This is a genomic window from Kitasatospora sp. NPDC057198 (genome assembly GCF_042670125.1).
Taxonomy (GTDB): Bacteria; Actinomycetota; Actinomycetes; order Streptomycetales; family Streptomycetaceae; genus Kitasatospora.
On the sequence record NZ_JBHUWH010000094.1, the window covers coordinates 1 to 21,402 of the forward strand.

General features: G+C 73.7%; 17 protein-coding genes. 12 read left to right on the forward strand and 5 right to left on the reverse strand.

Annotated features, from left to right (window positions below):
• Nucleotides 1–149: 149 nt before the first annotated feature.
• From ACFUEL_RS13885 to ACFUEL_RS13915, 7 genes are all read left to right on the forward strand, one after another.
• On the forward strand, nucleotides 150–2,126 hold the full coding sequence (locus tag ACFUEL_RS13885; RefSeq protein WP_380236409.1) for a TerD family protein: 1,977 nt from the start codon (nucleotides 150–152) through the stop codon (nucleotides 2,124–2,126).
• A gap of 180 nt (nucleotides 2,127–2,306) precedes the next feature.
• Nucleotides 2,307–2,543 (forward strand): toxin-antitoxin system HicB family antitoxin, encoded by a 237-nt coding sequence (locus ACFUEL_RS13890; protein WP_380236410.1) that lies wholly within the window; start codon nucleotides 2,307–2,309, stop codon nucleotides 2,541–2,543.
• A complete protein-coding gene (locus tag ACFUEL_RS13895) occupies nucleotides 2,540–2,953 on the forward strand; it encodes a hypothetical protein (protein WP_033256814.1) in 414 nt (137 codons plus the stop codon). The genes ACFUEL_RS13890 and ACFUEL_RS13895 overlap by 4 nt, the downstream gene beginning before the upstream one ends.
• Nucleotides 2,954–3,171: 218 nt before the next feature.
• Entirely contained in the window at nucleotides 3,172–4,002 is an 831-nt protein-coding gene (locus ACFUEL_RS13900) for a putative RNA methyltransferase (RefSeq protein WP_380236411.1), read from the forward strand.
• Nucleotides 4,003–4,101: 99 nt separating this feature from the next.
• Complete coding sequence (locus ACFUEL_RS13905; RefSeq protein WP_380236412.1) at nucleotides 4,102–5,622, forward strand: AAA family ATPase; 1,521 nt, start codon at nucleotides 4,102–4,104, stop codon at nucleotides 5,620–5,622.
• Nucleotides 5,619–5,972, forward strand: coding sequence for a nucleotide pyrophosphohydrolase (locus ACFUEL_RS13910; RefSeq protein WP_380236413.1), 354 nt, complete (start codon nucleotides 5,619–5,621; stop codon nucleotides 5,970–5,972). Before ACFUEL_RS13905 ends, ACFUEL_RS13910 begins: the two co-directional genes overlap by 4 nt.
• 259 nt (nucleotides 5,973–6,231) lie before the next feature.
• Nucleotides 6,232–7,125 (forward strand): DUF6099 family protein, encoded by an 894-nt coding sequence (locus tag ACFUEL_RS13915; RefSeq protein WP_380236414.1) that lies wholly within the window; start codon nucleotides 6,232–6,234, stop codon nucleotides 7,123–7,125.
• A gap of 269 nt (nucleotides 7,126–7,394) precedes the next feature.
• Here ACFUEL_RS13915 and dapD read toward each other — a convergent pair whose 3' ends face one another.
• Complete coding sequence (dapD, locus tag ACFUEL_RS13920; RefSeq protein WP_380236416.1) at nucleotides 7,395–8,384, reverse strand: 2,3,4,5-tetrahydropyridine-2,6-dicarboxylate N-succinyltransferase; 990 nt, start codon at nucleotides 8,382–8,384, stop codon at nucleotides 7,395–7,397.
• Nucleotides 8,385–8,485: 101 nt separating this feature from the next.
• Here dapD and ACFUEL_RS13925 point away from each other — a divergent pair, with 101 nt between their 5' ends.
• From ACFUEL_RS13925 to argF, 3 genes are all read left to right on the forward strand, one after another.
• Nucleotides 8,486–10,210: a 3' terminal RNA ribose 2'-O-methyltransferase Hen1 gene (locus ACFUEL_RS13925; protein ID WP_380236417.1), complete on the forward strand. Its 1,725-nt coding sequence runs from the start codon at nucleotides 8,486–8,488 to the stop codon at nucleotides 10,208–10,210.
• Nucleotides 10,207–12,813: a polynucleotide kinase-phosphatase gene (locus ACFUEL_RS13930; RefSeq protein WP_380236418.1), complete on the forward strand. Its 2,607-nt coding sequence runs from the start codon at nucleotides 10,207–10,209 to the stop codon at nucleotides 12,811–12,813. Before ACFUEL_RS13925 ends, ACFUEL_RS13930 begins: the two co-directional genes overlap by 4 nt.
• A gap of 152 nt (nucleotides 12,814–12,965) precedes the next feature.
• The gene (gene argF / locus ACFUEL_RS13935) at nucleotides 12,966–13,967 is read left to right on the forward strand and encodes an ornithine carbamoyltransferase (protein WP_380236419.1); all 1,002 of its coding nucleotides are present in this window, start codon (nucleotides 12,966–12,968) and stop codon (nucleotides 13,965–13,967) included.
• A 100-nt stretch (nucleotides 13,968–14,067) separates the two neighbouring features.
• On the opposite strand, the gene ACFUEL_RS13940 is transcribed toward argF, so the two are convergent.
• From ACFUEL_RS13940 to ACFUEL_RS13955, 4 genes are all read right to left on the reverse strand, one after another.
• Complete coding sequence (locus ACFUEL_RS13940) at nucleotides 14,068–14,613, reverse strand: superoxide dismutase family protein (RefSeq protein ID WP_380236420.1); 546 nt, start codon at nucleotides 14,611–14,613, stop codon at nucleotides 14,068–14,070.
• A gap of 220 nt (nucleotides 14,614–14,833) precedes the next feature.
• Nucleotides 14,834–15,238 carry a type II toxin-antitoxin system VapC family toxin gene (locus tag ACFUEL_RS13945; RefSeq protein ID WP_380236421.1) on the reverse strand — a complete coding sequence of 135 codons (405 nt, stop codon included), beginning with the start codon at nucleotides 15,236–15,238 and terminating at the stop codon, nucleotides 14,834–14,836.
• Nucleotides 15,239–15,353: 115 nt separating this feature from the next.
• On the reverse strand, nucleotides 15,354–16,148 hold the full coding sequence (locus ACFUEL_RS13950; protein ID WP_380236422.1) for a hypothetical protein: 795 nt from the start codon (nucleotides 16,146–16,148) through the stop codon (nucleotides 15,354–15,356).
• Between the two features lie 145 nt (nucleotides 16,149–16,293).
• Nucleotides 16,294–16,815, reverse strand: coding sequence for a SigE family RNA polymerase sigma factor (locus ACFUEL_RS13955; protein ID WP_380236425.1), 522 nt, complete (start codon nucleotides 16,813–16,815; stop codon nucleotides 16,294–16,296).
• Nucleotides 16,816–17,219: 404 nt separating this feature from the next.
• On the opposite strand from ACFUEL_RS13955, the gene acnA reads away from it, so the two are divergent.
• Together acnA and ACFUEL_RS13965 are read left to right on the forward strand one after the other, a co-directional pair.
• Nucleotides 17,220–19,865 carry an aconitate hydratase AcnA gene (gene acnA, locus ACFUEL_RS13960; protein ID WP_380236423.1) on the forward strand — a complete coding sequence of 882 codons (2,646 nt, stop codon included), beginning with the start codon at nucleotides 17,220–17,222 and terminating at the stop codon, nucleotides 19,863–19,865.
• A gap of 168 nt (nucleotides 19,866–20,033) precedes the next feature.
• The gene (locus ACFUEL_RS13965) at nucleotides 20,034–21,365 is read left to right on the forward strand and encodes a glycoside hydrolase family 18 protein (RefSeq protein WP_380236424.1); all 1,332 of its coding nucleotides are present in this window, start codon (nucleotides 20,034–20,036) and stop codon (nucleotides 21,363–21,365) included.
• Nucleotides 21,366–21,402 lie beyond the last annotated feature (37 nt).

The window sequence follows — 21,402 nt, forward strand, 5'->3', positions numbered from 1 at the left end:
CGGCGTTTCCCGGGGACGGACCGGGGACGGACCGGGGGCGGCTCCGTTCAGGGGGATGGCGTGAAGATCCGGCAGGAGTAGCATCCTCGAAACGTGTGGGCATGGTGACGCTGCGCACACGTCGTTCGCCGTGCTCAGGAGGGGAAACCGTGCACCAGCTGACCAAGGGCGCCAACGCCGAACTGTTCGCGGAGGGGGACGAGCCGGGGCCGGTGACGGTCGCCCTGAGCTGGATCGATCCGACCGGGGCGGGCGACGCCGACGTGTCGGTGCTGCTGCTGGGCGCGGACGGCAAGGTGCGCGGGGAAACGGACTTCCTCTTTTACAACTGCCCCGCCACGCCCGACAGTTCGGTGCAGCTGCTGGGCAAGGTGCCGACCGGCAGCGGCACCCAGGACCGGATCCTGCTCGACCTCGCGGCGCTGCCTGCCGAGGTGCACCAGGTGGTTCTGGCGGCAAGCCGCTACGCCGGGGCCACCTTCGGGGAACTCGCCGAACTCCGGCTGGCCGTGCTGGACGGCGGCGGGGACACCCTGGTGGCCTTCGACATCCCCGACGCCGGGGAGGAGACCGCGTTCGTCTTCGGAGAGATCTACCGGCGCGGCGGGGCGTGGAAGTTCCGTGCGGTCGGCCAGGGCTACCGGTCCGGGCTCGGCGGCCTCGCCGGGGACTTCGGCATCGACGTCGACCAGGAGGAGGAGACGGCGCAGGCCGAGCGGGCCGCCGAGCCGGGCGCACCGACCGCCGGGACCGCGCAGCCCTCCGGAACAGCTCCGGCCGCCGAACCGACCGTCGCCCCACCGGCCACGGCCGAGCCGACGGCCGCGCCGAAGCGCGCGGTGCGCACCGCCAAGAAGCGGGTCACCCTGCCGAAGGCCGCCAAGGTCGACCTCGCCGACCACCCGTCCTGGAGGCAGGCCCGGTTGTTCTCGGTGGCCGGGCTGAAGAACGAGCTGGACCGGGAGAGCCGGGCCACCTCCACCCTGTTGGCGGTGATGGCCGAGGTGCCGGAGTTCGGCCGCCGGATCACCGCCATGTTCAACGCCCCGGCGGGCATCGTCCAGACCTTCACCGAGACGAGCTTCAAGCACGGCGACAGCACCGTCCGCCCCGACGGCACGATCCGGGTCAGCCGGGCCGGGAAGATCTGGACCGCCCTGGTGGAGACCAAGACCGGTGGCAGCCCGCTCAAGTCGGAGCAGGTGCAGGCGTACCTCGACGTGGCCCAGCGGCACGGCTACGAGACGATCATCACCCTCTCCAACGACCTGGCGCTGGAGGGCGAGCTCCTGGTGACGGTCGACCGGCGCCGGGCCCGCAAGGTCGCGCTGCGGCACCTGTCCTGGGCCGAGGTGGCGCACGAGGCGCACCTGCTGTGCCACCACGACGGCGTGGTCAATCCCGCACACGCCTGGCTGCTGAGCGAGTTCCTGCACTACCTGCGCCACGAGAACTCCGGCTGCCACGGCTTCCAGAACATGGGTCCGGCCTGGGTGACCGTCCGCAACGCGATCTCCGAGGGCACCCTGCGGGCCGGCGACCGCAACGCGCTGCGGGTGGTGGAGAACTGGGAGCGGCTCACCCGGCAGCTGTGCCTGCGCCTGGGTGGCGAACTCGGCGTCCCGGTCTCCCCGGTGCTGCGCGGCGGCCGACGCACCGAACCGGCGGTCCGTCGGGAGAAGGCGGTGGAGGAGCTCGCGGCCGGCGGCCGAATGCGCTCCGAACTGGCGGTCCCCGGCCTGCCCGGACCGATCGTGCTGGAGGCCGATCTGCGTACCGGCCGGATCGAGACCACGGTCGAGGTGGCCGCCGCCGAGCGTTCCAGGGCGCTCACCAGGGTCCAGTGGCTGCTGCGGCAGCTCACCGAGGCCCCGGCCGAGCTGCGGATCGAGGCGCTGACCGCGGACGGCGGGCCCGGCCCGTGCGAGCTGCTGCGGGCGCTGCGGGTCGAACCCGGCCTGCTGGTGCCCGCCGACAGCGCGGAGATCCGGGCGTTCCGGCTGACCCTGCCAGCCGGTATGGGGACCAGGCGGGGCGCGGAGGAGACCGGGTTCATTCGCAGCGTGGACACCGTCGTCGACCGCTTCCTGAACGAGGTGGTCCGGGGGCTGAAGCCTGCCGAGTGACAGCGGCGGACCGGCCGTCGCACCGATGCGCGGCGGAGGGGACCCGCCTGCCGGGCCGGGAGTCGGCGGATCGAGGCGGGTGGCCGGTTTTCGCGGGGGCGCGGGCGGACATGGTGGGGGAGTGGGGAGCGGCCGGATTGCGCCCTTGTTGTGCTAGCACCTCGGCGCTAGCGTTGAAGGATGGCCAAGAAGCAGCTGAACGTCAGGGTGGACGCGACCACCGCCGAGATGGCCCGCGAGCGGGCGGAGCAGCAGGGGATCAGCATGAACCAGTACATCGAACGGCTGGTGCAGCAGGACATGGGCGAGGCCGGGCGGAACTTCGTGGACGCCGCGGCGCAGTTCATGAAGGAGCACGAGGCGGCGTTCCTCGCCGAGTTCGGGTCGCCCGGCGAGCTCCAGGACGTGCGCCGTTGAAGCTTGAGGTCGACCTCTCGTGGCTGCTCATGACCGCCGAGCAGTACACGCCCGGTGACCCGCAGGTCACCGACTACGGATCGCTGCTCGCGGCGATCACCAGGCACCAGGCCGAGGTCTTCGACATCGCGGTCTACCCCGAACCGCAGGACCGGGCGGCGGCGCTGATGCACCAGCTGATCCGGGTCCCCGCGCTGGAGCGCAACAACGAACTGTTCGCCACCGCCGTGGCCTACGCGTACCTGGTGGCCAGCGGCTGCCGGGTGGCGACCACCGCGCGCGAGGTGCGCAGCCTGGCTCGGGCGATCCGGGAGGGCAAGCTCGGCATCACCGGCGTGGCGGAGCGGCTGGGGATGTGGGTGGTCGACGAGTCGGAGGAGGAAGAGGTCGGCGACGACGGCGAGGAGTGACGGCGCCGAGGAGTGACGGCACCGAGGAGTGACGGCACCGAGGAGTGACGGCACCGAGAGGTGACGGCGCCGAGGAGTGAGGCGTCCTGCCGCGCGGGCCGAACGCGTCAGGGGCCGGGAGAGCGACGAGGTGCCCGCGGGCGGGATACCCTCGACGTTCCCCCGGCCCCTGACGGTTCCCGGGGCGCCGAACGATCTGCGCCGAGGATGCGAGCGAGTTGCTGCAGGACATCGAGCCCTACCTGGTCTGCCCGCACTGCGCCCGCCCGCTGGCGCTGGACGGCCGCACCCTGCGCTGCCCGAACGGACACGGCTTCGACCAGGCCCGGCAGGGCTACGTGAGCCTGCTGGCGGGGGACGCCAAGCAGGGCACCGCCGACACCGCCGAGATGGTCGCGGCCCGCGGCGGCTTCCTGGCGGCCGGCCACTACGCCCCGCTGGAACGGGCCCTGGCCGCCGCCGCGGCCGCCGTCGCGGCGGAGAGCGGGCTGGTCGCGGACCTCGGTGCGGGCACCGGCCACTACCTGGCCCGGGTGCTGGACGCCCGGCCGGGCGCGGCGGGCGCGGCGCTGGACCTGTCCAAGTACGCGCTGCGGCGCGCCGCGAAGGCGCACCCGCGGATCGGCGCGGTGGTGTGCGACGCCTGGCGGCCGCTGCCGCTGCGGGACGGCGCCGCGGACGTGCTGCTGAACGTGTTCGCGCCGCGCAACGGCCCCGAGATGCGGCGGGTGCTGCGCCCCGGCGGGCGGCTGCTGGTGGCCGCCCCGACCTCCCGCCACCTGCGGGAACTGGTGGGCGCGCTGGGCCTGCTGTCGGTGGACGAGGACAAGGACCGGCGGATCGCGGAGAAGCTCGGCCCCTGGTTCGCGCCGGTGGAGCGCACCGAGGTGGAGTTCGCGCTGCAGCTGTCGCGGACGGACGCGGCCGCCGTGGTCGGGATGGGCCCGAGCGCCTGGCACACCGACCCGGCCGCGCTGGCCGCCGCGCTGGCGGCGCTGCCCGAACCGGTGGAGGTCACCGGTTCGGTGCTGGTCACCGCGTACGAGTGAACGGGCGGGTGCCGCACCCGGGACGGTTGGGACTCGAAGGGGTGACAGGGCGCCAGCAGGGACGTTTCTGCAGCTCAGGGCACACCTAGAGTGCTCCGGGTGACCAGCGAAGCCCCCTTGGCCCCGTCCCTGCCGACGGCCCCTGCCCTGTCTCTGCCGACGGCCCCGGCCCCGTCGACCGCCGTCCGCGACCCGCGGCGGACGCACCTCCCCGCGGCGTCCGCCCCCGCGGTGTCCGCCCCGACGGTGAAGCGCCCCACCGTCGAGGAACTGCGGCTGACCTCCTTCAAGTCCTACCGGCGGGCCGTCCTGCCGATGTCGCCGCTGACCGTGCTGCACGGGCCGTCCGGAGCGGGCAAGTCCAACGCGCTGGACGCGCTGAGCGTGCTCTCCCGGCTCGCCCTCGGCGAGGAGATCAGGCCCTCGCTGGACGGCGTCGGCGGGCCGCGCGGCCCGCTCGCCGTCCCAGTGCGCGGCGGGCTGAACGGCTGCGTGCCGCACGGGCGCAACGCGATCATCCTGGGCTGCACCGTGCGCTCCTGCGTCGGGACGATCCGGCTCGAAGTGGTGGTGCGCACCGACGGCCGCGTCCGGATCGCCCGCGAGTGCCTCACCCTGGACGGCCGGACCCTGATGGAGACCGGCGAGCAGGACCTCACCCGCGGCCGGGTCAACGTCACCTGGCACAACGACTCCCGGCAGGGCGACATCCGCGCCCCGCTGCCCAGCGGCAGCCTGATCACCGCCCAACTGCCGCTGCGGGTCGCCGGATCCTCCAACGGCGAACGCAAGGTGCTGGCCGCCTCCGAGCAGGTGCTCACCGCGCTGCGCGAGGTGTTCGCACTGCACCCCGTGCCCGCCGCGATGCGCGGCTGGGGCCGGCCCGAACCGCAGGCCCGGCTGCTCGGCACCGCCGCCAACATCTCCGCCGTGCTCGACCGGCTGGAGCACGAGTGCCCGCGCCGCTGGGCCCGCCTGCTGCGCGCCGTCCAGGCCGCCGCCCCGCACCCGCTGCTCGGCCTCGGCGTCGCCCGCCGCGGCGAGGGCGACCGGCAACGGCTGCTCGCGGTCTTCGACGAGGGCGTGCTCGGCCGCACCGGCGCCGACCAGGCAGCCGACGGCATGCTGCGACTGCTCGCCTTCGCCGCCGTCCTGCTCACCGGCGCCGCCGTCCTCGACGTCGACCCCGCCATCGAAGTGCCGGACGCGCACCGGCAGTTGGTGCTGCTCGCCGAGGACCTCGGGGCGGGCCTGGCCGCCGACCAGATCGCCGCCCTGCTGCGGCTGGCCCGCGAGGTCACCGGCAAGGGCGACATCCGGCTGCTCGCCACGCTCCAGGAAGCGGGCCCGGCGCTCGGCCCGGACGGCATCGAACTGGTCGAGTGCCGACGCGATCCGGCCACCGGCCACAGCCTGCTCCGCCTCACCGACCCCGCCGCCCGGGTGCCGGTGCAGGGCGCGGCGCAGGACCCCGGCCAGGGCGCGGCGCAGGGTTCGGGGTCGGGCGCGGTGCAGGGCCCCGGCCAGGGTGCGGTGCAGGGCTCGGTGGGGGCCCCGGTGCGGGGCTCCGAAGCGGGCCCGGCGCGCGGTGGGGGAGCGGTGGTAGACCTGGGGGAATGAACGACGAAGTGGAGCCGGCCGCGCCGGACGCCGGGCCGACGGTGCCCGAACTGCAGCGTCGGCTGGCCGAGTTCGCGGCCGCCCGGAACTGGCAGCAGTACCACACCCCGAAGAACCTGGCCTCGGCGCTGACCGTCGAGGCCGGCGAACTGCTGGAGATCTTCCAGTGGTTGACGCCCGAGCAGGCCGCCGACGTGATGTCCGACGCCGGTTCGGCGCACCGGGTCCGCGACGAGGTGGCGGACGTGCTGGCCTACCTGCTGCAACTGTGCACCGTGCTGGAGGTGGACCCGCTGCGGGCGCTGGCGGAGAAGATCGAACGCAACGAGAGCAGGTTCCCGGCGCCCTAGCAGCGGCGGGTGGCAGCGGGCGGGCCGGGGGCCGGAGAACTGGAGAACTGGAGGGCTGGAGCGCGAGGGTGGTGGGCCGGGTTCCCGGCGGCCGGGGAAATCATCCGGAATTCCCCCGCACGGGGGACCCGGGTTTTCCACAGGGCCGGGTTTTCCACAGGCCCGTCGAACCCGCTGGGAGCACCCCCGGGAGCGGCGGCACGCTGATCCCCGTGACCGACCGCCGAAGGACGGCGGCGGCCGACGAGGGGAGTCCGCCGTGGAGGCACTGCGACTGATCAAGACCGTTCGGCACGCCCTGGCCGAGGCCCGGACGACCGGGGACATCCTGCACGAGGCGTGGCAGGCCGGGCTGCTCACCGAAGCGGTCGGGGCCCGGATCGCCGACCACGACGGGGAGGCGTTCGCCACCCTCGGGCAGCTGCTCTCCGAAGCCGGTGCGCACACCGCGAGCTGCCTGCGCCAACCGCCCGAACCCGGCCTGGACGACCTGCCCGGCGGCCCGGTCGGCGTCTACCCGGAATGGACGGGGCCGACGCTGGTCGACCGGTTCAGCGTGCTCGGCGAGCTGGATCCGGTGCTGGCCGAACTCGCCCTGCTGCTGGAGGAGGCGAACGAGAGCCTGGTGGTGCTCGCCTGCGGGGCGGAGACCGAGAGCCTCTACTGGAGCTGCATCGACGGGCTGGACTCCGGCTCGGAGTGCCGCGACCTGGTGGCCGAACTCCTGCGCGAGCAGCGGAGGCTGACGGGCGCGCGGGCCCCGGACGGAGAACCGGGGGCGGGGGAGGGCCCGGAGGAGGAGCAGGGCGGGGGCCGGGAGGAGGAGCCGTCCGGGCCCGGGGTGCCGGGCGCGGCCCGGCGGGAGGAGCCGAGGCTCGTGGTCCCGCTGGGTCCGCCGGTCCCGGCGGCGCGCGGCGCTCAGGTGCGCGGCGAGCCGTCCGCCGGGGTGTCCTGCCCGCCGCGGGCGGGCGAGGAGCGCAGGTCGGAGTCGAATCCGGCCAGGTCGGTGTTGATCGAGGCGAGCAGTTCCTGCATCTGCTCCAACAGCGACTTCGGGGAGGCGGGCGCGTCGCCCGCGGCGGTGTCCGCGGTGGGCGGCTCGGTCCAGGGCTCGGACATGAGGGGGCCCCTTCAACTCGGTGGTGCGGTGTGAAGCGCCGGGGGTCGGCGCCGCCGGTCCAACGAGTCCCCGCCGCGCGCGGTCACCCCGGACCACCCGTTGAGGTCCAACCGGCGGGCCCGGTCAGCCCCAGGAGTGAGCCGAGTTTGCGGGGGCCGTCCCCGCTCGGCTACAGCGCCGCGCCCCGGAAGGGTCGGGCTCCGGAAGGGCCGGGCCGGGAGAGGCCGGGCCGGGAGAGGCCGGACGGCCGGGCCGCTGGGGAGCGGGCACCGGCCGTCGGGCGAACACCACCTGACAGGAGGTCAGTTGTGCGAGTGCAGGTCCGCGTTCAGCCCGCCCCACGAACCGGAGCGGGCGATCACCTCGACCGCACCGGTCTGCGAGTTGCGGCGGAACAGCAGGTTGTCCTGGCCGGACAGCTCCACCGCCTTGGCCACCGAGCCGTCCGGCGCGGTGACCCGGGTGCCGGCGGTGACGTACAGGCCCGCCTCGACCACACAGTCGTTGCCCAGCGAGATGCCGATGCCCGCGTTGGCGCCCAGCAGGCAGCGCTCGCCCACCGAGACGACCTGCTTGCCGCCGCCGGACAGGGTGCCCATGATCGAGGCGCCGCCGCCGATGTCGCTGTGGTCGCCGACCAGCACGCCCGCGCTGATCCGGCCCTCGACCATCGAGGTGCCCAGGGTGCCCGCGTTGAAGTTGACGAAGCCCTCGTGCATCACGGTGGTGCCCTCGGCCAGGTGCGCGCCCAGGCGCACCCGGTCGGCGTGGGCGATCCGGACGCCGGACGGCGCCACGTAGTCGGTCATCCGGGGGAACTTGTCGATGCCGTACAGGGCGAGCTGCCCGCCTTCGGCGCGCACCGCCAGCCGGGCCCGCTCCACGTCGGCGACCGGGGTCGGGCCGATCGACGTCCAGGCGACGTTCGCCAGCAGGCCGAAGATGCCGTCGAGGTTCTGGCCGTGCGGCTTCACCAGGCGGGCGGAGAGCAGGTGCAGCCGCAGGTAGACGTCGTGCGCGTCCAGCGGCTTCTCCTCCAGCGAGGAGATCACGGTGCGCACCGCCACCACCTCGACGCCGCGCCGGGCGTCGGTGCGGAGCGCCTCGGCGGCACCGGGGCCGAGCGCCTGCTCGGCCTCCTCGGCGCTCAGCCGGACGGTGCCGGACGGGCCCGGGGCGGCGGCCAGCTCGGGCGCGGGGAACCAGGTGTCGAGGACGGTGCCGTCGGCCGCGATGGTCGCCAGGCCGGCGGCCACCGCGCCGCTTGCGGGGGTGGAGGTTTCAGCAGTCACATCCCGCACCGTAACCAATCGGGACGAGGGCTGACCAACACGCTCACCGGACGGACAAAACCTGGTGCTCCCGGACGGGCCCGCGGGTCATACTCGGCCGGGTGTTCGTATCGATCTCCACTACCGGCACCGCCGACAACCCCGCCTCCGACCTGGGCTTCCTGCTGCACAAGCACCCCGACAAGGTGCAACGGTTCGCCACCGCGCACGGCACGGCGCACGTCTTCTACCCCGAGGCCGGGGAGCAGGCGTGCACCGCCGCCCTGCTGCTGGAGGTCGACCCGGCCGCGCTGCTCCGCCAGGGGCGGGGCAAGGGCCGCTCCGGCTCGCCCGACCTCGCACTCGCCCAGTACGTCAACGACCGCCCGTACGCCGCCTCCTCGCTGCTCGCGGTGGCGCTGCGCACGGTGTACCGGTCCGCGATGAAGGGCGAGTGCGCGCACCGGCCCGAGCTGCCGGTCCGGGAGCTGCCGCTGCGGATCGCCCTGCCCGCCGTCCCGGTGGCCGGGTCCGACGGTCCCGTGCTGGTGGAGCGGCTGTTCGCCCCGCTGGGCTGGCAGGTCGACGCGCGGCCCGTCCCGCTGGACGAGTCCTTCCCCGAGTGGGGCGACTCCCGGTACGTGCGGCTCGAACTGACCGGCACCCTGCGGCTCGCGGACGCGCTCCAGCACCTCTACGTGCTGCTGCCGGTCCTCGACGGGGCCAAGCACTACTGGGTCGCCCCCGACGAGGTCGACAAGCTGCTCGCGGCCGGCCAGGGCTGGCTCGCCGACCACCCCGAACGGGCCCTGATCGTCCGCCGCTACCTGTCCCGCCGCTGGTCGCTGACCAGGCTCGCCACCGAACGCCTCGCCCTGGCCCGGCTGGCCGAGGCCGACGACCGCGAGGCCGAGGAGATCGACAACGCTGTCCCGGACGTCCCGGAGGACCCGGACGCCCCGGACGCCCCGGACGCCCCGGACGCCCCGGAGGTTCCGGGGGTTCCGGACGCCCAGGAGGGCGCGGAGGAGGTGAACGCCACGGGGCCGACCGACCGGACCGACCCGGCCGGGGCCGAGACCGACCCGGCCGGGGCGGACCGCGAGGGCGGGGGGCCGCTCGCCGTGCAGCGGCGGACGGCGATCCTGGCGGCGCTGGCCCGTACCGGCGCGGCCCGGGTGCTCGATCTGGGCTGCGGGCAGGGCGAGCTGGTGGGCGCGCTGCTCAAGGAGCCGCGGGTCACCGAGGTGCTCGGCGTGGACGTGTCCTCGCGGGCGCTGACGATCGCCGCCCGCCGGCTCCGCCTGGACCGGCTGCCGGAGCGGACGGCCCGCCGGGTCAAGCTGGTCCAGGGCGCGCTGACGTACACCGACGCCCGGTTGAAGGGCTACGACGCGGCGGTGCTGTGCGAGGTGGTCGAGCACCTCGACCTGCCCCGGTTGCCCGCGCTCGAGTACGCGGTGTTCGGCGCGGCCCGGCCCGCGGCGGTTGTGGTCACCACCCCGAACGCCGAGTACAACGTCCGCTGGGAGACCCTGCCCGCCGGGCGGATGCGCCACGACGACCACCGCTTCGAGTGGAGCCGGGCCGAGTTCGCGGCCTGGGCGGAGCGGGTCGCCGCCGACTACGGCTACCGCGTCGAGCTGGAGCCGGTCGGCCCGGTCGACCCCGAGGTCGGCGCACCCACCCAGCTCGCGCACTTCCGCCTCGCCGAGCCCGACACCGCCGGTCCTGCCAGCACCACCGGAAGCACCCGCACCGGCGACACCCGCACCGGCGACACCCGCGATCGCACCACCGACGTCCCGCCGAACGACCTCGCCCCGGAAGGGAGCGCCCACCGATGACCACCGAAGCCCCGGAGCCGACCCCTGTCCGGGTCGGCCGCCGACTGCCCGTCACCGACGTCTCGCTGGTGGTGCTGATCGGCAGCACCGGCTCCGGCAAGTCCACCTTCGCCCGCAAGCACTTCAAGCCCACCGAGGTGATCTCCTCCGACTTCTGCCGCGGTCTGGTCGCCGACGACGAGAACGACCAGGCCGCCTCCGCCGACGCCTTCGACGTGCTGCACTACATCGTCGGCAAGCGGCTCGCGGCGGGCCGGCTCACCGTGGTCGACGCCACCAACGTCCAGGACCACGCCCGCCGGGCGCTGGTCGCGATCGCCCGGGAGCACCACGTGCTGCCGATCGCCATCGTGCTGGACGTCCCGGCCGAGGTGTGCGCCGAACGCAACCGCGCCCGGCCGGACCGGCAGCTGCCCGCCCAGGTCATCCAGCGCCACCAGCGCGACCTGCGCCGCTCGCTGCGCGGGCTGGAGCGCGAGGGCTTCCGCAAGGTGCACGTGCTGCGCGGGGCCGAGGAGGTCGAGCGCGCCGAGATCGTCCCGGAGAAGCGGTACAACGACCTGCGGCACCTGACCGGCCCGTTCGACGTCGTCGGCGACATCCACGGCTGCCGCTCCGAGCTGGAGACCCTGCTCGGCCGGCTCGGCTACGCGGTCACCCGCGACGAGCAGGGCCGCGCCGTGGACGCCGCGCACCCCGAGGGCCGCACCGCGGTGTTCGTCGGCGACCTGGTCGACCGCGGCCCGGACACCCCCGGTGTGCTGCGCCTGGTGATGGGCATGGTCGAGGCGGGCCACGCCCTCTGCGTCCCCGGCAACCACGAGAACAAGCTCGGCCGCTGGATGGGCGGCCGCAAGGTCACCGTCTCGCACGGCCTGCAGGAGTCGATCGACCAGCTGTCCGCCGAGAGCGAGGAGTTCCGGGCCCGGGTCCGGAAGTTCATGAGCGGCCTGGTCAGCCACTACCTGCTGGACGGCGGCGCGCTGGTGGTCTGCCACGCCGGTCTGCCGGAGAAGTTCCACGGCCGCGCCTCCGGCCGGGTCCGCTCGCACGCGCTGTACGGCGACACCACCGGCGAGACCGACGAGTACGGCCTGCCGGTGCGCTACCCGTGGGCCGAGGAGTACCGCGGCCGCGCCCTGGTGGTCTACGGCCACACCCCGGTGCCGGTGGCGAGCTTCCTCAACAACACCATCTGCCTGGACACCGGCTGTGTGTTCGGCGGCAGCCTGACCGCGCTGCGCTACCCGGAGCGGGAGGTCGTCTCCGTCCCGGCCGAGCAGGAGTGGTACGAGCCGGTCCGCCCCATGCGCACCGACGCGCCCGGCGGCCGGGAGGGCCGCCCGCTCGACCTGGCCGACGTGACCGGCCGCCGGGTGGTGGAGACCTCCCGGCTCGGCAACGTCACCGTCCGGGAGGAGAACGCCGCCGCCGCGCTGGAGGTGATGAGCCGCTTCGCGCTCGACCCGCGGCTGCTCGCCTACCTGCCGCCCACCATGGCCCCTTCGCCGACCTCCCGGCGCGAGGGCCTGCTGGAGCACCCCGAGGAGGCGTTCTTCGCCTACCGGCACGACGGGGTGCGCCAGGTGGTCTGCGAGGAGAAGCACATGGGCTCGCGGGCCGTCGTCCTGGTCGCCCGGGACGGGGCCGCCCTGGAGAAGCGCTTCGGCCTGCCCGGCCCCGGCGCGATCTGGACCAGGACCGGCCGCGCCTTCCTGAACGACGACGCGCTCACCGAAGCGCTCCTCGACCGGCTCCGGGCCGCCGCCGAGCACACCGGCCTGTTCGACGAACTCGGCACCGGCTGGCTGCTGCTGGACGCCGAACTGATGCCCTGGTCGCTCAAGGCGGCCGAGCTGCTGCGCCGCCAGTACGCCGCCGTCGGCGCGGCCGCCGGGGCCGCCCTGCCCACCGCGCTCGACGCCCTGACCCGGGCCGCCGCCCGCGGACTGGACGTGGCGGAGCTGACCGGCCGCCAGCGGGAGCAGGCCGCCGACACCCGCGCCTTCACCGAGGCGTACCGGCGCTACTGCTGGCCGACCGAGGGCCTCGACGGCATCCGGCTGGCCCCGTTCCAGCTGCTCGCCGCGGAGGGCGCCAACCTGGCGCTGCGCCCGCACACCGAGCACCTCGCCCTGATCGACCGGCTGGTGGACGCCGACCGGCAGCTCGCCGAACGGGCGGACGGCGTGGCGCCGGTGCTGCACCGCACCGGGCGGCTGCTGGTCGACACCGGGGACGAGTCCTCGGTGGCCGCCGCCGTCGCCTGGTGGGAGGAGCTGACCGCGGCCGGCGGTGAGGGCATGGTGGTCAAGCCGGTCGAGCCGCTGCACCTGGACGGCTCCGGGCGGCCGGTCCAGCCCGGGTTGAAGGTCCGCGGCCGCGACTACCTGCGGATCATCTACGGCCCGGACTACACCCGGCGCCTGGACGGGCTGCGCCAGCGCTCGCTCGGCCACAAGCGTTCGCTCGCCCTGCGCGAGTACGCCCTCGGCCTGGAGGCGCTGGACCGGCTGGCGGCCGGCGAGCCGCTCTGGCGGGTGCACGAGGCGGTGTTCGCGGTGCTGGCCCTGGAGTCCGAGCCGGTCGACCCCCGGCTCTGACCACCCGGGGCCCGGACCGCTCGTGCGGTGGGGCGGGGAACCGCCCCACCGCAGTGTCCCGGCCGGGCGGCAGCCATCGAATGGTTGCATGAATATTCGAGTCCTCGTATACACTTCCCACTTCAGTCCGTTGATCGACCCAGGAGACCGGTATGGCGTTCAACCTCCGGAACAGGCACTTCCTCAAGGAGCTCGACTTCACTCCCCAGGAGTTCCGTCACCTGGTCGACCTGGCGGCCCAGCTGAAGGCCGCCAAGTACGCGGGCACCGAGCAGCCCCGGCTGCGGGGCAAGAACATCGCGCTGATCTTCGCCAAGACCTCCACCCGCACCCGCTGCGCCTTCGAGGTGGCCGCCCACGACCAGGGCGCCTCCACCACCTACCTGGACCCGGCCGGGTCGCAGATGGGGCACAAGGAGTCGATCAAGGACACCGCGCGGGTGCTGGGCCGGATGTTCGACGGCATCGAGTACCGCGGCGACGGGCAGGAGATCGTCGAGGAGCTGGCCGCGCACGCCGGCGTCCCGGTCTGGAACGGCCTGACCGACGAGTGGCACCCCACCCAGCTGCTGGCCGACGTGCTCACCATCCAGGAGCACTCCAGCAAGCCGCTGAACGAGACCACCCTGGTCTACCTGGGCGACGCCCGCTTCAACATGGGCAACTCGGTGCTGGTCACCGGCGCGCTGCTGGGCATGGACATCCGGATCGTCGCCCCGGCCTCGCTCTGGCCGAGCGAGGAGGTCCGCAAGGCGGCCGAGGTGCTGGCCGAGACCAGCGGCGCCCGGATCACCCTCACCGAGGACGTGGCGTCCGGCGTCGCCGGGGCGGACTTCCTCTACACCGACGTCTGGGTGTCGATGGGCGAGCCCAAGGAGGTCTGGGCCGAGCGGATCGCGCTGCTCAAGCCGTACCAGGTCTCGATGGACACGGTGCGCGCCACCGGCAACCCGGCGGTCAAGTTCCTGCACTGCCTGCCCGCGTTCCACGACCTCGGCACCGAGATCGGCCGTCAGATGCACGAGCTCACCGGCATGTCCGAGCTGGAGTGCACCGACGAGCTGTTCGAGTCCGCGCACTCGGTGGTCTTCGACCAGGCCGAGAACCGCCTGCACACCATCAAGGCCGTGATGGTGGCGACCCTCGGTTCCTGACCGCCGCACCCGCCGCAGCCGCGCCCGCCGCATCCGCCGCACCGGCATCCGTCGCGCCCGCCGCCCGCCGCTCCCGCGCCCGTACCCGGACGCCCGCGCGTCAGAAGTCGACGTCCACGCAGGCCGCCCGGTCGGCCGCGGCGTGCGGCCCGGCGGGCGTGCCCGCGTGCAGCACCAGCGAGTGCGCCTCGCCGGGCCGGAACTCCCAGGGGACGGTCACCGAGGAGGTCCCGGCCCCGTCGGGGCCGGTGCGCACGGTCATCCGCACCTCGTTGTCGGCCGCGTCCGACCCCGCCACCTGCTGGTAGTGCGGCCCGGAGGACGCCGGGTCGGTGCCGCAGTACCCGGTGTGCACGTGCGCGGGGAACTCGTGCGGGCCGCTCACCCCGGCGAGGTCCACCGTGACGGAGGTGTGCCCGGCCGCCCGGCCGACCGTGACCCGCACCTGCGAGCCGTACGGCACCAGGTCGGGCGCGTGGGTGACCGCTCGGGCCGGGACGAAGCCGTCCGCCCGGTCGAAGCGGGCGTCCACCACCCGGGCGGTGTCCGGGACGGGGGAGGCGGCCGGGGCACCGCCCGGTGGCGGAGCGGTCGGCAGCAGGGCGAGCGGCACCATCAGGGCACCGGCAGCGGAGGACAGGGGCATCGCGGACCTTCCGACGGACCGTCAGGGAACACCCGACACCGTGGCCGCCCCCGCACCGCCGCGCACGCCGCCGTGCCGCACCGCCGCCCGCGGTCACCCGTACGGGAACCCGCTTCGAACAACCTCCCGCACCGGCCCGCAGCAGGTCGGACGTAGCAGATCGGCCCGCAATAGGTCGGCAGCCCGCAGCTCGGCAGCCCGCAGGTCAGCCGGCCTCAGGTCAGCCGGCCGCCGCGATGCCGCGGATCTCGCAGCGCGGTCCGGTGGCGCGCATCAGGCGCAGGTCGGCGGTGACCAGCGGGGCGCCGTAGCGCTCGGCGACCGCGACGTAGGCGGCGTCGTCGGGGGTCAGGTTGTCCTTGAGCTCCCAGATCCGGCCGAGCAGCGGGGCGACCTCCACCTTGCGGATGGCCAACCCGGGCAGCCGGAGGGTGAGTTCGGCGACCTCGTCGGCGGTCAGCTGCTTGGCCAGGTACAGGCCGCGCAGCGACTGCATCACCTCGATGACCACGTGCTCGGGCGCCACCCACTCGGGGTCGGCGGCCAGCGCGGCCCGGGCCGCCTCGCCCCGGGGGCCCCGGTCGGAGAGCGACAGCACCACTGCGGAAGCGTCCACCACGATCACCCGCTCACGGTAGCCCGCCCGCGCCCACCGCCCCACGGCCGGGGTACCGCCCCGTGCCCGCCGCCCCGCGCCCGGGGTGCCCACCCCCGCTCCGGCCCCGTCGAGGGCGCGGCGCTCACGTCCCGGGCTGCGGGACGAACCCCGGCGCCGGGTCCCCGGAGGAGAGCAGTCCCGTCCGCAGTGCCACCGCGAGCTTGCCGATCAAGGACCGGTCGAGCGGCGGGCTGCCGCCCGGCAGGCCGGTGGCCGTCACGACGATCCGGAGGCCGTCGTGGTCCAGCAGGTCCCCCCGGAAGGCGGAGGAGCGGCCGTCCTCGGCGGGAAGGGTGACCGTCACGGCGTCGAAGCCCGGCCCGCTCGTGGACTGGCAGCCGTCGGCGGCCGGGTGCCGGCCGCAGTCGTAGCCGTAGCCGTAGTCGTCATCGGGGGCCGGGGGCACCGAGGGCCGGGGGGAGCGCTGGACCAGCACTTCGAGGGTGCCGGTCTCCTGTTCGGAAGCGTCGAGGTGGTGGAACAGCAGCGAGATCCCCGGCCCGTCCAGCGGCGTGCTCCCGGACTCCGTGTCGGAGATCCGCCACGCGCCCAGGTTGTTGGACGGGGCGAACCCCTTCACGGTCCCGAGCACGGTGTTCCGGATGTCGGCGGGCAGGGCGTCGGCGGGCGGGGCGGTGCCGGTCGCGGTCCGGGGGCCGGCGGCCGGCGCGGCGGCCGGGGGCGCGGCGGGGCGCAGCAGCAGTCCGCCGCCCACGGCCAGCAGGGCGACGGCGGTGGTGGCCCCGGTGAGCGCGAGCCGCCGCCGCAGCCGGATGCCGCGGCCCTCGGCGGTGGCCCCGGCGACCAGCAGGCCGAGGTCGGGCACGCTGTCGCCGACCGCCCGCACGAAGGCGTCGCTCAGCTCCTGTTCGGGCATCGGGGGTTTCTCGCTTTCTGACGGTCTTGCGGTCCGGCGGCCCCGCGGGCGGCGGAGGTACGGCCGGCGGCCTCGCGGTCGGCGGGGGTGCGGTCGGCGGGGGTGCGGGCGCGCGCCGGACGGCGCGGCCCGGTCGGGCGGCGGGTCACTGCACCAGGCTGTCGAGTTGCGGGGCGAGTTGGCGGCGCAGCCTGGTCAGGGCGCGCAGGGCGCGGACCCGGACGGTGCCGGGGGAGATCTGGAGCTCGGCGGCGGTCTCGTCGACGCTCCGGTCCTCCCAGTAGCGCAGTACGAGCACGGCCCGGTCCCTGGGCGGCAGTTCGGCGAGCGCGGCGAGCAGGGCGACCCGCAGCGCGGGGTCGTGGTCGGGGGCGGCCTGCTCGGGGAGGCCGTCGAGCACGGGGAGTTCGGTGCTGCGGCGCAGCCTGCGGTGCGAGAGGTAGCAGCGGACCAGCACGGTGCGGGCGTACGCGGCGGGGCTCTCGGCGTGCTTCACCCGGCTCCAGGAGGCGTAGATCCGGGCGAGGGCGGTCTGGGTGAGGTCCTCGGCGAGGTGCCAGTCGCCGCACAGCAGCAGCGCGGTGCGGAACAGCGCGGTGCCCCGGGCGTGCGCGAACTCCTCGAACTCGCGCCGCTCCTCGGCCGCCCTGCGCCGTCCCACCGCCATCCGCACGCCCCCGTCGTCGTCCGCGGCCCCGCCGCACGCCGCTGCCACCCGGGCGCGGGTCCGGGCGGGTGGCCCGGACGCGTCCCCGAAGACATGACGCGCGGGCGGGCCGTGGCGTTACACCCCGGGCGCGGTTCGTTCGGGTGCCCGTGCGGGCGGGGAGGTGCACCCTGGTGGGAAGGCCGCGGTGACGCGGTGCCGTGCCGGGACGAGCCGGTGGGGTGCGGGCGGACCCCATGCACTATGGTTTATCTCGACATCGAGATACATTCCGCGTTACGCTTTATCTTGACGTCAAGATACTTGCCGAGGGGCGCAGCCCTCCATCATCGGCTCGGTAAGCGGCGGCAGTCAGGTTAGCTAAGGCTTACCTTATCACCGGGTGGACCAAGAAGGAGTCAGTCGTGTCCGCGAACAGCTTCGACGCCCGCAGCTCGCTGCAGGTGGGCGACGAGTCGTACGAGATCTTCAAGCTCTCCGCCGTCGAGGGTGCCGAGCGGCTGCCGTACAGCCTCAAGGTCCTGCTGGAGAACCTGCTCCGCACCGAGGACGGCGCCAACATCACCGCCGACCACATCCGCGCCCTCGGCGGCTGGGACCCGACGGCCGAGCCGTCCGAGGAGATCCAGTTCACCCCGGCGCGCGTGATCATGCAGGACTTCACCGGCGTGCCCTGCGTGGTCGACCTGGCCACCATGCGCGAGGCCGTGAAGGAACTGGGCGGCGACCCGTCCAAGATCAACCCGCTGGCGCCGGCCGAGCTGGTCATCGACCACTCCGTCATCGCCGACAAGTTCGGCACCCCGGACGCCTTCGTCCAGAACGTCGAGATCGAGTACGGCCGCAACAAGGAGCGCTACCAGTTCCTGCGCTGGGGCCAGACCGCGTTCGACGAGTTCAAGGTCGTCCCGCCCGGCACCGGCATCGTGCACCAGGTCAACATCGAGCACCTGGCCCGCACCGTCATGGTGCGCAACGGCCAGGCGTACCCGGACACCTGCGTCGGCACCGACTCGCACACCACCATGGTCAACGGCCTGGGCGTGCTGGGCTGGGGCGTCGGCGGCATCGAGGCCGAGGCCGCGATGCTCGGCCAGCCGGTCTCGATGCTCATCCCGCGGGTGGTCGGCTTCAAGCTGAACGGCCAGCTCCCGGCCGGCACCACCGCCACCGACCTGGTGCTCACCATCACCGAGATGCTGCGCAAGCACGGCGTGGTCGGCAAGTTCGTCGAGTTCTACGGCGAGGGCGTCACCTCGATCCCGCTGGCCAACCGCGCCACCATCGGCAACATGTCGCCGGAGTTCGGCTCGACCTGCGCGATCTTCCCGATCGACGCCGAGACCATCAACTACCTGAAGCTCACCGGCCGCAGCGAGCAGCAGCTCGCCCTGGTCGAGGCGTACGCCAAGGAGCAGGGCCTCTGGCACGACCCGTCGGTCGAGCCGGTCTACTCCGAGTACCTGGAGCTGGACGTCTCCACCGTCGTCCCGTCGATCTCCGGCCCGAAGCGCCCGCAGGACCGCGTGATCCTGGCCGAGGCCGCGCAGAAGTTCGCCGAGGCGCTGCCGACCTACTCGGCCGAGGCGTCGAAGCCGACCGCGGTGACCGCCCCCGACGGCTCGACCTACGAGATCGACAACGGCGCGGTCGTGATCGCCTCGATCACCTCCTGCACCAACACCTCCAACCCCTCCGTCATGCTGGGCGCCGCCCTGCTGGCGAAGAAGGCCGTGGAGAAGGGCCTGCACGTCAAGCCCTGGGTCAAGACCACCCTGGCGCCCGGCTCCAAGGTCGTCATGGACTACTACGAGAAGGCCGGCCTGCTCCCGTACATGGAGAAGCTGGGCTTCAACCTGGTCGGCTACGGCTGCGTCACCTGCATCGGCAACTCGGGCCCGCTGCCCGAGGAGGTCTCCGCCGCGGTGAACGAGTCGGACCTCGCGGTCGTCTCGGTGCTCTCCGGCAACCGCAACTTCGAGGGCCGGATCAACCCGGACGTCAAGATGAACTACCTGGCCTCGCCGCCGCTGGTGGTCGCCTACGCCCTGGCCGGCAACATGAACGTCGACATCACCCGCGACGCCCTGGGCCAGGACGCGGACGGCAACGACGTCTTCCTCGCCGACATCTGGCCGTCGGAGCAGGAGGTGGCCGACGTGGTCGCCGGCTCCATCGACGAGGCCATGTTCGACAAGGGCTACCAGGACGTCTTCGCCGGTGACCACCGCTGGCAGTCGCTCCCGGTCCCGACCGGCAACACCTTCGAGTGGGACGCGGAGTCGACCTACGTCCGCAAGCCCCCGTACTTCGAGGGCATGGCCACCACCCCGAGCCCGGTGACCGACATCTCCGGCGCCCGCGTGCTGGCCAAGCTGGGCGACTCGGTCACCACCGACCACATCTCCCCGGCCGGCAACATCAAGCCCGGCACCCCGGCGGCGCAGTACCTGACCGCCAACGGCGTGGAGAAGCGCGACTTCAACTCGTACGGCTCGCGCCGCGGCAACCACGAGGTGATGATCCGCGGCACCTTCGCCAACATCCGCCTGCGCAACCAGATCGCGCCGGGCACCGAGGGCGGCTACACCCGCGACTTCACCCAGGCCGACGGCCCGGTGTCGTTCATCTACGACGCCTCGCAGAACTACCAGGCCGCGGGCATCCCGCTGGTGGTCCTGGCGGGCAAGGAGTACGGCTCCGGCTCGTCCCGCGACTGGGCGGCCAAGGGCACCGCGCTGCTCGGCGTCAAGGCCGTCATCGCCGAGTCCTACGAGCGCATCCACCGCTCGAACCTGATCGGCATGGGCGTCCTGCCGCTGCAGTTCCCGGCCGGCCAGAACGCCGACTCGCTGGGCCTGACCGGCGAGGAGACCTTCGAGTTCACCGGCGTGACCGAGCTGAACGAGGGCCGCACCCCGAAGACCGTCAAGGTCAAGGCCGGTGAGGTCGAGTTCGACGCGGTGGTGCGCATCGACACCCCCGGTGAGGCGGACTACTACCGCAACGGCGGCATCCTGCAGTACGTGCTGCGCAGCCTGATCGGCTGACCGAAGCGGTACTGGAAGGCCGCATCGCCCCTCGCGGGGCGGTGCGGCCTTTGCCGTTCCTTGGCACGGATCCTGCCGTTCCCCTTGTGCGGGCCCCGCCGAGTGGACTAAACCTCTCCACAGCACATGGTCCATACCAATTGACGCTGAATCGGAGAGATTCACGGAATGACCAGACGCAGCTCCGCCGCACTCCTCGTCGCGGCCACGCTCGGCGCCCTGCTCGTCTCCCCGGCCGCCGCGCAGGCGCACGGGAACGACGGCCACGGCGGGAACCACCGGCTGGAGGGCCAGCGGGTCGGCTACTTCACCCAGTGGGGCATCTACGGCGGCTTCTCCGCCAAGAACGTCCAGACCAGCGGCCAGGCGGGCAAGCTGACCGTGATCAACTACGCCTTCGGCAACGTCTCCGCCGACGGCACCTGCTTCGAGGCCAACGCGGCCGGGGTGGGCGACGCCTGGGCCGACTACCAGCGCCCGGTGGGCGCCGAGGAGTCGGTGGACGGCGTCGCGGACACCGCCGACCAGCCGCTGAAGGGCAACTTCAACCAGATCCGCAAGCTCAAGGCGGAGAACCCGCAACTGCGCGCGGTGATCTCGCTGGGCGGCTGGAGCTGGTCCAAGTACTTCTCGGACGCGGCGCTCACCGACGCCTCGCGGAAGAAGTTCGTCTCCTCCTGCATCGACCTGTACCTCAAGGGCAACCAGCCGCAGCTGGGCTCCGCCGAGGGCGGCGCGGGCGCGGGCGCCGGGGTGTTCGACGGCATCGACATCGACTGGGAGTACCCGGGCGGCGGCGGTGACGGCGGCAACGTGGTGCGGCCCGAGGACGGGAGGAACTACACCCTGCTGATGCAGGAGTTCCGCCGCCAGCTGGACGCGCTGTCCGGCAGGAGGGGCCCGCACTACCTGCTCACCGCGGCCGTCCCGGCCGGCGAGTCGAAGATCGACCAGATCGAGGTCAAGAAGGTCGCCAAGTCGGTGGACTGGCTCAACCTGATGACCTACGACCTGCACGGCCCGTGGGAGGCCCAGGGCCCGACCAACCACGACGCCAACCTGTACGCCGACCGGGCCGACGCCTCCGGGCTGAAGCTGAGCGTCGACCGGGTGGTGCGGACCTACCTGGACCGCGGCCTGCCCGCGAAGAAGGCCGTGGTGGGCGTCCCGTTCTACGGCTACGGCTGGACGGGTGTGCCGGCCGGCCCGGGGAAGAACGGCCTGTACCAGTCCGCCACCGGCCTCGCCCGGGGCGGCAACCTGCCCTACAACCAGATCAAGGACCTGCCGGGCACGGTCTTCACCGACCGCGCGCACGGGGCGACCTGGAAGTACGACGGCACCGAGTTCTGGACGTACGACACCCCGGACCTGCTGGCCCGCAAGGCCCGGTACGTCGAGGAGAACGACCTGGGCGGCGTGATGGCCTGGTCGCTCGACAACGACGACGCCCGGGGCACCCTGGTCGCCGCCCTGGACAGGGGCCTCCAGGACCGCTGACCCCGGGTCGGGAGCGGTTCCGCGCGCAGCTCCGCGC